Origin of the sequence: Janthinobacterium lividum (assembly GCF_011601275.1) — a bacterium.
GTDB lineage: Bacteria > Pseudomonadota > Gammaproteobacteria > Burkholderiales > Burkholderiaceae_D > Janthinobacterium > Janthinobacterium lividum_E.
Window position 1 is genome coordinate 401,813 of sequence record NZ_JAAOLY010000002.1, and the last position, 14,148, is coordinate 415,960.

Genomic DNA, 14,148 nt, shown 5'->3' on the forward strand with positions numbered 1-14,148 from the left:
TCATATTAATATTTTGTTTGCCAGGTCACGCTGATTTCCTTCGGTCCGGGATTGATCGACAAACCCGATTTGCTCTGGTCGCGCTGCGCGTGCCAGAGCCAACTGCCCACGGCATAACCCAGGATGCCGCCGGCGACAGTGTCGGAGACCCAGTGCTTGCGGCCAAACACGCGGCCGGCAGAACCCACAGCGGCCACGCTGTACAGCCATGGCGCATCGTATTCCTTGGCAAATGGCGTGACGGCGGCAAATGCTATGGCCGCATGTCCCGATGGAAAGGATGAATCCGACCGGGATTTCCCGCTGCCCACACTGGTCCACGCGCCCCGTTCCTCATCAGGACGGGCACGGCCAATCGCATATTTCCCCACCACTGCCAGGCCGGTAGCGGCCGCCACCGACTGCATGGAAATGAGCCCGATATTTTGCAAGCGCTCATCGCCAAACGCAAACGCCGCCCCAGCCGCGCCCACCAGCGCATACGGCATGGCCTTGCCCAGCTTGTCCCAGTTGCGGTAGACCTTGGAATCGTCATGTTTCTTGACGAATCGGTCGACCGGCTTGTCGGCCAGCGCGGAAGCCACCACCACGCCGCCGACCAACGCCGTTGCCTTGAGCCATTCGGGGGCGCTCGGCGTAGCGGACGCGGATTGCTCCAGGCGCGCGCGCATGGCGGGCCATGGGCTGACAAACGGCCGGTCGGGCGGATTGACGGCAGGCAGGTGCTGCTCGTCCGGACGCTCGGCAAAGTTGCCCAAGCCATCGTAGCTATGCATGTCGGCGCGCGGGCGCTCGAACATGTCGTACAGGTCGCCAGGCGAAGCCACCATTTGCCCCACGTCGCGCGTCCATGGCGCAATGGCAAAGCCGGCCGTCGATTGCGTGTCCATCGGCAACATACTGTTCAGCGGCACGGACAGGAAGATGCCACGGTCCTGGTATGGCTTCGATGGCGTACCCGGGCTGGTGATGTCGTTGCCGTTCGTATGCGTGTACCAGGCGCCGACTTCGATACCGGACTGGAAACGGCGCTTGAATTCCATGCGCACGCCCATGTCCTTGGCCAGGAAGCGGCCGGCGCGCGCCGTCACGGTAATATCGTGCGGCAAGCGATAATGCAGGGAGCCGATCGCCGTCACCGTCTTGTAGTCGCGCGAGTCGAGCAAGCCCTTGTAACCACGCTGCTGCAAGGCATCGACAGCCACGTCGGCGGCCCAGCGGCTATCCTTCGGCAGGTACAGCACCTGGCCACCCACGCCACGGAACATGTCTTCATACAGGCCGGCCGACATGCGGGTATACACGCGCTCGGCGGGATTGTTGTATTTGTTCAGCAAGACGCGGCTCAACGAAAAACGCCCGCCGCGCAAGTATTCCGCCACATCAGTACGCACGTGCGGCAAATTGCTGTTCGATGGCTGCTTGACGCCCGATACCGTTTCCAGCAACTGCAGGCTGGCGGCGCTATTCAGGTACAGGCCATCACCCAGGCGGCGGTCATAGTTGGCCACGGCCGAAATCGAATAGCGGAAGGCGCCGCTCGGGTCATTGAAGAAGAAGCCCACCTTGGGAGCGATCTTGAAACGGTTCGCCTCCCGGTCCAGCGATTTGATTTGCACCACGTCGCCATCGACGCCAACGCCGACGGCCAGCTTGCCGTCGTCCTTGAGGACATCGGCAGCCTTGGCAGCTACGGGCGCAGGCACTGCCGGTGCAACGACAGGCGCAGTGGCGGAAGCGGGCATGGGTGCTGCAGCGAGTACCGGTGCAGGAACAGGAGCGGGAGCGGGAGCGGGAGCGGGAGCGGGCGCTGCAACAACTGCCGGTGCCGGCTTGTCGAGGAATTCCTGCAGCCAGCCTTGCTGATCGTCTCGGATGACATCGCTTTTTTCAGGATAACGCAACAGCACGACGTCGAGGAAAGCCTTGCGGTCGATCTTGCCTGCCAAATAGTCGTTCAGTTTTGGCAAATCAAAGAATTCGTAGGTGGCGATTGGTTGGTCCAGCTTGGTATACGTGATGCGCAGGGTCGTCACGCCTTTCGGCGTGAAGGCGACGGCGGTGCGCGCGGCACGGCCAACGGCGCGGCCCATGTTCGAAATACGGCTGTTGGTCAAGCTCAGGCTGAGGACATTGCCCTCTTGCTCGACACGGATGTTCTTGTAGTCCTGCTTCACGAGGGCATTGACCAGGTCGGCGCCATACACGGGGTCGCGGTGCCATTCTTCCTTGCTCGGCGGCGGTGGCGGATTCTTGTCGTCCACGAAATACGGCGGTTCATACACCTTGGGGATGAACTCGCGTTCGCCAAATGGAATGCTGATAAAGGCGTTCACGCTGAACTGGTCGCGGCTGCGGGCCGCTTGCAGAGCGAGCCAGCCCCAGCGGTATTCGAGGCCAACGGAAGCGCCCTTGCGGCGCTTGCCCGCATTCGTTTCGCTGGAGCGGAAGTCGCGCAAGTAATTCGTTGTATCGTATTCGGCCACCACCGACCAGCGCGGCAACGCGGCAGGAGTCCAGCGCGCACCGGCAAACACGCCATCGGGGCGTTTATGGGCATAGCCGAGGCTCGCTTCGATATTCTTGGTGGCGCCAAATGTCTTGGTGGCGACGACATATTGCCCCTTGAATAACTCGGTACCAAACAGATCCGTCATGCCGACGGCCACAGACGGCATCCACTCCGTTTCCGTCCACAAGCGCAATTTGCCGTCGACGACCTTGTCCTTGTAGCGGCCATAGCCACTGCCATATTCGCCGGGAACGTTGGTAAAACCAGGAATACCCGTTATCGACACATAACGCCCCGTCATTTGCAGGAAAGGCAGGATGTTCGCCGTGGCCCATAACTGGCCATAGGGACTGTCGTAGCTGTAACCGACGCTGAAAGTGCCATCCGTTTCCACCACGGCGCTGGGCATATTGATATAGCCGGATTGACCACCATGATTCGGCGTGGCGGCCATCACCGAAGGCGCGCCAAGCACCAGACAGCCACACCAGGTGTATTTAATTGATTTTCTGAGTACGCTTAACAAATCCGGCTACCTAAAATATCCTGCACCTGGAATTCCTGACAATGTGTTCAGAAAATCAATGAGCTTGGGGAAACGTGAATAAAACGAAAAAAGGCCAACCGACGGGCATCTTGCAATGCCACGCGTCAGTTCGCCACTAAAACTGGGTACTCCCGGACACCGATCGTTGCTTAACCATGCCTCAGGAATGTATACCGCAGAATTTTAACATTGTTTTCTTGTAGCAAATGCTTAACTTGTTTCCCTTGCGCCACACCTGTCAAGGCAGCGCATATGCCGCCCGCAGCCCTGCGGCGCGCTCAAACACTCACTTCAAACTGCCGAACACTTTGCCGATAATCTTGCTGCCATATGCGAGCGGATTGCTGCGGATGGATTTTTCTTCCTCGCCGATCATCAGGTACAGGCCGTCAAGCGCGCGATCCGTGACGTAGCCCTCCACCGTCGATTGCTGCTGCGGCACGAGTCCCGTCTTGCCGATCTGGCTCATGGTGCTGTTGTATTTGCTGGCCAGGCCGGAACGGTCGGTGATGGATTTCACGATGGGCAGGAATTTGACAGCCAGGGGCGCAGAAGTCTTCTGGCGGAAGAAGTCCGTCACCGACGTGTCGCCACCGGACAGGATATTTTTCGCATCGCTCACGCTCATCGATTTGACCGCGTCGAGCAGCAAGGGCTTGGCCATGGGCACGGCCGACTCGGCGGCACGATTCATCGACACCACCAGGTCGTCCAGTTGCTGGCCGCGGCCCGTCATTTTCAGCAAGGGCTTGGCTTGCTCCAGGATGCCCGGCAGCTTGATCTTGACCTTGTCGTTGTTCAGGAAACCATTCTCGACACCCAATTTCGATACGGCGGCGGCGGAACCGGCTTCCAGCGCCGCTTTCAAGCCATTGCTGGCATCCTGGTTGCTGAGGGCATCGAGGGGACCGGCGGCGCCTGCGCCGGACGACAGCAGCGCGAGCGCACACAGCACGGCGGCCGGACGGCCAGGGAAAGGGTTCAGGCGCATGGTTTTCCTTTTCTAGAGAATAGACAGACCACCTTCTTCTGGAACCTTAGCACATCAAAACTGCAAATACCGCAGCAATTTTTTGCGTCTGGAGGAAACAGGAGGTGCCGCGGAGAGCGGAGGGAGAGGACTATACAGCACCTGCTGTTGTATTCGCGCACGCTAACGCCGCAGGCTTGGCTTAACCTGCTATCGCCGCCAATTGTTCACGCACCCGCGCCAGATCCGTCTCGCGCATGCGCGCCGCCGTCTGGCGCAAGGATTTTTCCGCGCCGGCCACGCCGGCCGCCGCCGCCATCGACAGCCAGATATACGCCTGCTGCAAATCGAGCGGGCTGCCCTGGCCGCTGGCCGCCATCAAACCCAGGTTAAACTGGGCCCGTGCATGGCCCTGGCGCGCGGCCAACGCATACCAGTCCCAGGCGGCGGCATAGTCCTGCGGCACGTCCTGGCCATTGTCATGCCGCAGGCCCAGGGCAAACTGGGCCAGGCTGTGCCCCTGCGCGGCGGCGCGGCAGTAACAGGCGCAGGCCTGCTGGCTGTCGGGCGCCGGGCCATCGTCGCGGTCGTGCAAGACACCCTGCATGTATTGCGCCGGCGCGTAATACTGATCCGCGGCGCGGCGGTACCATTCCAGCGCCAGCGACAGATCCTGCGGCACGCCCTGGCCATGCTCATAACGCAGGCCCAGGTCGAACTGCGCCCGCACATGCCCCTGGTCGGCCGCCTTGCGGTACCAGAAGATGGCTTCCTGCGCATCAGCGGGCATGCCCTGTCCGTGCTCATGCAACAGTCCCAGCTGATACTGCGCGGCGGGAAAGCCCTGCCCGGCCGCCTGGCGGTAGAACACCTGCGCCTGCGTGTAATCGTGCGCGGCGTGTTCATGGTGCAAACCCAGGTTGTGCTGGGCCGCGGCGTGCCCCTGGCCGGCCGCCTTCACGTACCACTCAAGGGCCGCCTGTTTATCGCAGGGCACGCCCTGGCCATTGTCGTAGATCAGGCCCAGGTTGAACTGCGAGCTGGCGTGGCCCTGCTCGGCCGCGCGCCGGTACCAGGCGATTGCCTGCTGGCTGTCCTGCGGCAGCACGTCGCCATTTTCATAGCGCAGCGCCAGGTTGAACTGGGCCGGCGCATAGCCTTGCTCGGCCGCCTTGCGCATCCAGGCCGTCGCCTGCTGGCGGTCCTGGCGCACGCCCTGGCCATTGTCGTAGCGCAGGCCCAGGTTGAACTGCGCTCGCGCATAGCCCTGTTCGGCGGCCTTGCGGTACCAGGCGATGGCTTGCGCGAAATCCTGCGGCACGCCCTTGCCATTGTCATACATCATGCCCAGATTATTCTGCGCGCCAGCATCGCCCTGTTCCGCCGCGCGGCTGAACCACAGCATGGCTTGCCCGCTATCTTGCGCGAGTCCCTGGCCCTTGGCATACAGCCAGCCCAGGTTGTACTGCGCCGCCGCGTAGCCTTGCTCGGCCGCCTGCTGGTACCAATGCGCCGCCTGCGCAAAATCCTGTGGCACGCCCTGGCCCTTCTGGCACATCACGCCCAAGTTATATTGCGCGTGCTCGAGCCCCTGCGCGGCAGCCAGGCCGTACCAGTGCAGCGCCAGCGCATAGCTTTGTTCGATGCCCTGGCCATTGAAATACATGAAGCCCAGGCTGTGCTGGGCGTTCGCATTGCCCTTCTCGGCCAGTCCTTTCAGGCGCAGGTAATCAGCCGTGTAATGAGCGGCCGTGGAGCGGGGAGCGGCAAGCGGCACGGTCAAGCCTCGATGGCCAGAGTCTGGGACGGCGCGGGGGCGGCATTGGCGATCAGACGGTTCTGCTCCTGCAGCACGCCAATAAAGCTGCCCAGTGAAATGGGCCGATGGTACAGATAGCCCTGCATCGTGGTGCAACCCTTATCCTGCAGATAGCGCGCTTGCCCTTCCGTCTCCACGCCTTCGGCGATCAGGTGCAGGCCCAGGCCGCGCGCGATCGAGATAATGGCCAGGATGACGGGATAGTGTCCGTGCTCGTCGTGGATTTCCTTCACAAACGACTGGTCGATCTTGATCGTGTGGATGGGGAAGCGGTGCAGGTACGACAGCGAGGAATAACCAGTGCCGAAATCGTCGATGGCGACCGACACGCCCAGCTGGCACAGCTTGTTCAACTGCTCGATCGCATACTGCGGGTTGCGGATGCAGATGTTTTCCGTGATTTCCACTTCGATCTTTTCCGGCGCGATGCCATAGCGCGTCAGCGCGCCGCGCATCTTCTCGAAAAAGTCGCCCCGGTCCAGGTATTGCGGCGACAAATTGAGCGACAGGCGCACGGCTTCGCCGCCGGCCGCGTTCCACTGCACCAGGTCGCGGCACAGGGCGCCCAGCATCCAGTCCGAGATCGGCAGCATCAAGCCGTTTTCCTCGGCAAACGGCAGGAATTCACCGGCCGTCAGCAAGCCCCGCTGTGGGTGGTTCCAGCGCATCAGGCCTTCGGCGCCGACGATGCGGCCCGTCATCACGTCCACCTGCGGCTGGTAATACATCTCCAGCTGGTTCAGTTCCAGCGCCTTGCGCAAGCTTTGCTCGAGCGCGATCTTCTGGTGCGATACGTCGAGCATGGACTCGTGATAAAAACTGTGGCCATTCTTGCCCAGCGCCTTGACCTGGTACATGGCGATGTCGGCGTGGCGCAGCAGCTCGTCGATGGTTTCGCCGTCGCCCGGATAGATGGCGATGCCGATCGAGGCCGAGATATGCACCTGGTTGCCATCGAGGTCGAAGGGCTGGTGCAGGCATTCGAGGAACTTGTCGGCGATCAGGCGCGCATCCTGCCGGTCGCGCAATTCCGGCAGCACGATGGTAAATTCATCGCCGCCCTGGCGCGCCAGCGTATCGCCGCGGCGCAGACAATCCTTCAGGCGCAGCGCCACCTGCTGCAGCAACTCGTCGCCCTTCACGTGGCCCAGGGTATCGTTGACCAGCTTGAAGCGATCGAGGTCGATGAACATCACGGCCAGCTCCGTCAGCTTGCGCCGCGCCTGGATCACGGCCAGCCCCAGGCGGTCCTTGAACAGCATGCGGTTCGGCAGGTCCGTCAGGATGTCGTGGTAGGCCTGGTAAGAGATGACTTCCTCGGCGCGCTTGCGGTCGGTGATGTCGCGCGCCACGCCGTAGGTGCCGAAGTACTCCTGCTTTTTCGCTTCGTGATCGTGGCTGTGCATGCCGATCGAATTGAGCGGAATCGTCATCAAGGTGTTGTTGAAGGTGCGGTCGCTGCCAGTGCCGCTATGGCACTTCAGGCGCAGTTCCACATTGCGCGAGGCGCGCTCGTCGAGGCGGCGCTCATTGAAGGCATAGCGCGCCCGCTCCTGGTCTTCATCGTGCACGAGGATGGAATAATGGCTGCCGATCAGCTCTTCGCGGCTAAAGCCCAGCAACTGGTGCACCCTGTCATTGATGAAGGTGATGCGGCCTTCGTGGTTCAGCGTATAGATGATGTCGGGCGAGCTGTCGACCAGATAGCGGTACATCTTTTCCGAGTTTTCCAGCTGCAGCGCGATGCGCTCGTTCTCCAGCGCCAGCTTGCGCTTTTGCAGCGCGTTCTCCACCGTCTTGAGCAGTTCTTCCCGGCTGTAGGGCTTGCGCAGATAATCGTAGGCGCCACGCTTCAGGGCGCCGATGGCCGCCTCGATGCCGACGTCGCCGCTCATGACGATCACGTCGCCCTCGATGCCGCGCCGGTTGATGTGGTCCATGATTTCATGGCCGCTCATGTCGGGCAGGCGCAGGTCGAGCAGGATCAGGTCGAAGCGCAGCTTCGACAACTGCGCCAGCGCCTCGCTGCCGCAAGTGGCCGTGTGCAGCTGGTAGCCGCGGTCCTTCAGCAGTTCGTGGAGGGAGGCGAGCAGACGGGGCTCGTCGTCGACCAGCAGGATGCGCGGGCTGTTTTCCAGGTCAAACGGAATGGCGGAGGAGTTCATGGACGTTACGAGGACAAGGCGGTATTGCCGGGTGCGGGCAGCGCGGCTGCAGCGCTCGTCGGCAAGGGAATGGGCAGTAAAATTTCAAACGAGGTGCCGGACTTGCTGCTGCGGCAGCCGATCACGCCATGCAGGCGCGTGACCAGGTCATGCACGATGGACAGGCCCAGGCCGTGATGCGCGCCTTCCTTGCTGCTGCGCACAGGGGAAAACAGATTGGCCAGCACTTCCGGCGCCAGGCCCGCGCCATTGTCGCTGACGCACAGCTCCAGATACAGGCGGCGGTCGCGGTTGACGTGGCCACGGTTCGCCACTTCGATGCGCCCGCCATCGGGCAAGGCTTCGACGGCGTTTTTCAGCAGGTTAAGCAGAATTTGCTTGAGCATGTCGGCATCGGCCTCTACCTCGCATGGCGCATCCTGCATGCGCGTGACGACCTCGATCTTCGGCGGCAGGAAGTCGGTGGCGCGGAACAGGCGCAGCACATCGTCGACAACGCGCGCGCAATCGGTCACGCCATTGGCCGCTGCCGGCTGCAGATCGGCCAGGCCGCCGATCAGCTGGCCGACCCTGTCGATTTCCTCATTGAGGATCGCCATTTCGCCCGACACGGGCTCCTGCTTCTCCAGCTTGTGATCGAGCACGCTCAGGTAGTTCTTGATGATGGACAGCGGATTATTCACTTCATGCACGACGCGGCGCGACGCGGCGCGGTATTCCTCGGTCACGTGATCAAGCTGGCGCCGCGCCAGGCCGCGCGCGCTGATGGCCGTTTCAAGCGCCGTGGCGGCCTGGTTGGCATACGCGCGCAGGAAACCTTCGCGCTTCTGGCAAGCGGGAATCTGCCACGCCGCCACGCCGCCAATGAGCACACCGAGGCTGCGCTGGCCCGACGCCAAAGGCACGCAGACCAGGCTGTCCGTGCCAAGAATGCGGAACAGCTGCTCCTCGACGATGCCCAGCGCCGGCATGTCGCGCTTTAAAAAGGCCAACTGGGACTCGAGCGCCGAGGCGGCCAGGGGTCCGCCCTTGGCCAGCGGGATCGAGAAGCCGGCCAGGCGCTGCTGATGTTCGCCCGCCGCCACGCCGACGAGCGCATGGCCGGTGGCGTTTTGCAGCAGGATGACGGCGGTGTCGAAATCGAACAGGATGCGCGCCGAGCGCGTGATGGCTTCGAGCAGGCTGCTCTCGCTCTGCTGGCGGGCGAAGGTCTGGCCCACTTCGGACACCAGCACCATGTTGCGCACTTCGTCGGACAGGCGCTGCTGCACCGGATCGGGGGCGGGCGGCGCATACGCGGGCGGCGTGGCGATATCGTCCGCGCCGGCCAGGTCGATGCCCAGGTACTGCGCGGCCTGCTCCACCTGGCGCGCAACGCTGCCGGCCAGGTCTTCCAGTGTCTCGACGTCCAGCGCGCACAGGCTTGCCGCCTGCGTGATGGACTCGGCCTCGTCCGCATCGCCGGCATGGCAGCACAGCAGGTGCGCCAGGCGCACGATGCGGATCAGGGGATGGCTCGCTTCCAGGCGCGCCAGCGGTTCATGGTGATACAGCACGCTGTCGGCCAGGAAGGAATCGAGGTGCCAGCGTTCGATCAGCCAGGCGCCCGCTTCCGCATGCGTGATCTGCAAGGTGCGCTGCTCCACCGCGCACAGGGCGGCATCGTCGCGCGCCGTGAAATTGAATGCGTATTCCTTCGGCGCCGTGGCCAGCAAGGCCAGGCGGCCCACGTTGTGCAGCAAGCCTGCCAGATACGCTTCCTCGGCGTGCGGATAGCCCATGGCCTTGGCCAGCGCGCGCGCCATGACGGCGGCCGACAGCGAACTTTTCCAGAAAGCGCGCAAATCCGTACTGCCGGAATGGGGGAAGCTGTTAAAAGTCTGGAACACGGATTCGCTGATGACCAGGGTCTTGATCATGTCCGTTCCCAGCGACACGAGCGATTGCTCCAGGCTGACGACCTTGCTCTGGCGATGGTAGGCCGAGCTGTTGGCCACGCCGAGTATCTTGCTGGTCATGCCCGCATCTTTGGCGATCAGGGCGGCCAGCTCCGGCATGCCGGCGTCGTCGGCCTGCAGGTGGGCGATCAGCTTGAGGAGGATCTGCGGCATGGCCGGCAAGCGGGCAATCAGCAGGCGATTGCGAATATCTTGATCAGATTGATGCATCGTATCAGGCATTGCCGGTTCGAAAAGGATGAGCGCTCAGCAGCGAAGCGCGGCCACGTTCAGAGGAATCCTCCACTCCTGTAAGCAAAAAATGTGTTGCCTGAGAGGATGCCGGGAAAGCAGTCATCTTATCATAAGCGCCGGATATTACTTGCAATATAGAAAATTAAGTTGAAATAAATCCAGCGTTCTACAGTGGAAACTTATGCCTTGAAGGAACCCAGCAAACGGTGGCGGAAGCGCCGCGATATCAGCCACAGCGCCAGCGCCAGGCCCGTAAACGCCAGCTGGCCCGAGGCCAGCCACAGCACGGAGCCGGACAGCAGCGGCGAGATCACACCGGCCACCACGGCGCCCAGCAAGGTGCTGGCAAACGACTGGCACGAGGCTACCGTTCCGCGGATATGCGGGAACAGGTCGAGCGCCAGCAGGGTCGCGCCCGGCCCCACCAGCGACATGCCGAAGGTGTAAAAGAACAGGGGCAGCACGGACCAGGGCAAGGATGGCGGCAGGAACAGGTGATACACGACATTGACGCTGGCGGCGCACAGCAGGAAGGCAAAGCCGATGCCGATCTGGCGCGCGAACGTGACCTTGCCGGCGATGCGGTTGGCCGCCGCGGCGCCCATGAAGATGCCGCTCACGCAGGGAATGAACAGCCAGGCGAATTGCGACGGCCCCAGGCCCAGCTGCTTGGGCAGCATTTCCGGCGCGGCCGTGATGAACAGGAACAGGCCCGCGAAATTGAGGGCGACGATGCCTGCCTTGATGTGGAACAGGGGCGAACGCAGGATCTGGCCATAGCTCGACGCGAGGAAGCGCGGGTTGAACGGCTGGCGCTTTTCCATCGGCAGGGTTTCGGGCAGGCGCCAGTAGCAGAACGCCAGCAGCACCACCGTGTAAAAGGCAAGGAACAGGAAGATCGAGCGCCAGTCGAACCAGATGACGATCCAGCCGCCGAGAATCGGCGCCACGGCCGGGGCGATGGAAAAGATCATCGTCACCAGCGACAGCAGCCGCGCCGCCGCCGCATCGGCATACAGGTCGCGGATGATGGCGCGGCTGATCACCACGCCGGCGCCGGCCGAGACGCCCTGCATGATGCGGAAGAACCACAGATAGTGCACCGTGTGCGCCGAGGCGCAACCGAGCGAGCCGATGGCAAACATCAGCAGGGAGACGAGGATGACGTTGCGCCGGCCAAAGGTATCCGAGATGGCGCCATGCCACAGCACCATGCCGGCAAAGGCGAGCATGTAGAACGTCAGCGACTGCTGCACTTCCAGTGGCGAGGCCTGCAGCGAACCCTGGATCGCGCCAAACGCGGGCAGATACGTGTCGATCGACAGGGGCCCCAGCATCGACAGCCCGGCCAGCATCATCGCCAGCGCACCGCGGCTGAGCGGCGCCATGTGGCTCGGCGTGGGAGGTGGAACGGGAGTAACCGGGTCGGGCGGCACATCGGCCGGAGGGGTGGGAAACATGGCGGATCCAAAGTGGCGCGCGGACCTGCATTGGTCCGCGCGCGGGGCTACTGCGGGTGTATAACGGTGAACGCTTACTGCTGTGGTTTCGGCTTCGCCTCTTCACGGCGGTTGTATCCCGCCACCATATCGAAGCGGAACAGACGGCATTCCAGCGCGCCGTTGAAGAATGGCGTCTTGCGCGCTTCTTTCAGGCGCAGCAGCTTGGGCAAGCCCAGGTCGGCCGTAAACAGGAACACGGTCCAGCCGGCGAAGCGCTGCTTCAGGGTCGTGCCCATGGCCGAATAGAAGGAGGTCGACAGCTCGTCTTCCGGGATGGTGCTGTCGCCGCGCACGCCGATACGCTCGCCGTACGGCGGATTTGTCAGCATGATGCCCGGCACGTCGCTTGGCGGCTTGACTTCCTGCGCCTCGATCTGTTTCAGCGGTACGTCGAAGCGCACGCCGGCGCAGCGCAGGTTATGGCGCGTCATGGCCACCATGTCGCCCGAGATATCGCTGCCGAAAATCGTCGGTTTGGCCGGCAGCGGATTGACCTTGATGGCGTTTTTCATGGCATTCCACGGCGCCGGGTCGAAATCGTGGAAATTTTCAAACGCGAACTGGCGCGACGCGCCCGGTGGAATCCCCTGCAGCATCTGCGCCGCTTCGGCCAGGATGGTGCCGGAACCGCACATCGGATCGAACAGCACCATGCCAGGCTTCCAGCCCGACACGCGCAGCAGGCCGGCGGCCAGGTTTTCGCGCAGCGGCGCGTCGCCCGTCTCTTCGCGCCAGCCGCGCTTGAACAGGGCTTCGCCCGAGGTGTCGAGGTAGACGGTGAATGTATGCGCGTCGAGGAAGCCGACGATGCGCATGTCCGGCGTCTTGGTGTTGACCGATGGGCGCTCGTTGAACTGGTCGCGGAAGCGGTCGCAGATCGCATCCTTGATCTTCAGTGTCGTGAATTCCAGGCTGCGCAGCGGCGATTTGACGGCCGTGACGTCGACGCGGATCGTGTGGTGCACGCCGAACCAGTCTTCCCAGGATTGCGCCAGGGTCAGGTCATAAATATCGTTTTCCGTCTTGTAGCCGGAATGGGCCATGCGCATCAGCACGCGCGAAGCGATGCGCGAATGCAGGTTGATGCGATAGGAATCGAGCAGGTCGCCCGAGCAGTGTACGCCGCCCGGAACCTGGTTGTGGACCTTCATGGTCGCACTATCCTGGGCGATCTCGCCCAGTTCCTCGGCCAGTGCCGCTTCCATGCCGCGCGGGCATGGGCAAAAATATGAAGCCATAATTAGGATACCTTTTATCCGTTGAAAAACAATTAACTAAAAATTTCAAAACTTGTCGGATTACGCGCGCAGCGCTAATCCGACCTACAACGTCTCCAGCGCGCGCTCGACGAAATCGAGGCGGTCCTGGCCCCAGTACCCCTCGCCATCGACGATGTACCACGGCGAGCCGAAGACGGATGCGGCGGTGGCTGCCTCCGTGTTGGCGTCGTATTCGGCCTGCACGCTGGCCGTTTCCGACGTTTTCAACAACTGGCGGCCATCGAAGCCGACATCAACGGCGATCTGCACCAGCGTCTCTTCGTCGCCGATGTTGCGCTCTTCGGCCCACAGGCCGCGCATGATGGCATGCGCCAGGTTCAGCGAGGCTTCCACGCCGTGCGCCAGGCGCGTGGCGATGATCAGCTTGGCCGATGCTTCCGGCGACACGGGAAAGAACTTCGGCTGCAAGGTCAATGGCACTTGCAGAAAGGCCGACCATCGCGCCAGCTCGGCCAGGCGGTACGCCTGGCGCTGCGGCGCGCGCTTGGCCAGCGGCAGGCCGCCCGAGACGCTGAAGACCTTGCCAAGGTCGAAGGGACGCACGTCGATCTGCGCGCCCGTCTTCGCGGCGATGGCCATCAGGCGCGCATGACCCAGGTAGGTCCATGGCGAGTGAGGCGCGAAGAAATACTGCACGACTTTGCTCTGGCTTGCACTCATCTCGACTCCCTTAGAAAGGCTTGACCACGACCAGCACGACGACGGCCAGCAGCATCACCACCGGCACTTCGTTAAACCAGCGGAACCAGGTGTGGCTGCGCTTGTTGAGACCTTTTTCAAACTTGCGCAGGATGGAGCCGCAGGCGTGGTGATAGCCGAGCAGCAGCACCACGAACGTCAACTTGGCGTGCATCCAGCCAGGCATCTTCATGCGGCCTTCGCCCCCGCCGTACAGCATCCACATCAGCGCCAGCCCCAGCACCATGGCCGGCAGCGCCAGCAGGGACATGAAGCGGTACAGCTTGCGCGCCATCAGCAGCAGGCGCTCGGTGGCCACCGTTTCCGTCTCCATCGCCAGGTTCACGAAGATGCGCGGCAAATAAAACAGGCCGGCAAACCAGGACATGACGAAGATGATGTGGAAGGCTTTGGTCCAGAGAAAGAGCATGGGGTTCCCAGTGTCGGAGGTGGAGAAAAACAGAGCGCGGGCCGCCTTGTGGG

At 62.6% G+C, this 14,148-nt stretch carries 9 protein-coding genes; all 9 read right to left on the minus strand.

Features of this window, described 5'->3' with window-relative positions; translation table 11 throughout:
* Positions 1 to 5: 5 nt before the first annotated feature.
* Entirely contained in the window at positions 6 to 2,987 is a 2,982-nt protein-coding gene (locus tag GYK42_RS04605) for a YjbH domain-containing protein (protein WP_346768057.1), read from the minus strand.
* 358 nt (positions 2,988 to 3,345) lie between these two features.
* The gene (locus GYK42_RS04610) at positions 3,346 to 4,050 is read right to left on the minus strand and encodes a DUF4197 domain-containing protein (protein ID WP_166446514.1); all 705 of its coding nucleotides are present in this window, start codon (positions 4,048 to 4,050) and stop codon (positions 3,346 to 3,348) included.
* A 181-nt stretch (positions 4,051 to 4,231) separates the two neighbouring features.
* Entirely contained in the window at positions 4,232 to 5,806 is a 1,575-nt protein-coding gene (locus GYK42_RS04615; protein ID WP_346768062.1) for an SEL1-like repeat protein, read from the minus strand.
* A 2-nt stretch (positions 5,807 to 5,808) separates the two neighbouring features.
* Complete coding sequence (locus GYK42_RS04620) at positions 5,809 to 8,013, minus strand: EAL domain-containing response regulator (protein WP_046684464.1); 2,205 nt, start codon at positions 8,011 to 8,013, stop codon at positions 5,809 to 5,811.
* Between the two features lie 5 nt (positions 8,014 to 8,018).
* Positions 8,019 to 10,181, minus strand: coding sequence for an HDOD domain-containing protein (locus GYK42_RS04625; RefSeq protein WP_166446516.1), 2,163 nt, complete (start codon positions 10,179 to 10,181; stop codon positions 8,019 to 8,021).
* Positions 10,182 to 10,384: 203 nt separating this feature from the next.
* Complete coding sequence (locus GYK42_RS04630) at positions 10,385 to 11,665, minus strand: multidrug effflux MFS transporter (RefSeq protein ID WP_200880291.1); 1,281 nt, start codon at positions 11,663 to 11,665, stop codon at positions 10,385 to 10,387.
* 74 nt (positions 11,666 to 11,739) lie between these two features.
* Positions 11,740 to 12,945 (minus strand): THUMP domain-containing class I SAM-dependent RNA methyltransferase, encoded by a 1,206-nt coding sequence (locus GYK42_RS04635; RefSeq protein WP_431190149.1) that lies wholly within the window; start codon positions 12,943 to 12,945, stop codon positions 11,740 to 11,742.
* A gap of 84 nt (positions 12,946 to 13,029) precedes the next feature.
* Complete coding sequence (locus GYK42_RS04640; RefSeq protein ID WP_166446517.1) at positions 13,030 to 13,647, minus strand: 2-hydroxychromene-2-carboxylate isomerase; 618 nt, start codon at positions 13,645 to 13,647, stop codon at positions 13,030 to 13,032.
* Positions 13,648 to 13,657: 10 nt separating this feature from the next.
* Positions 13,658 to 14,095, minus strand: coding sequence for a CopD family protein (locus GYK42_RS04645; protein ID WP_034745744.1), 438 nt, complete (start codon positions 14,093 to 14,095; stop codon positions 13,658 to 13,660).
* Between the last annotated feature and the right edge of the window lie 53 nt (positions 14,096 to 14,148).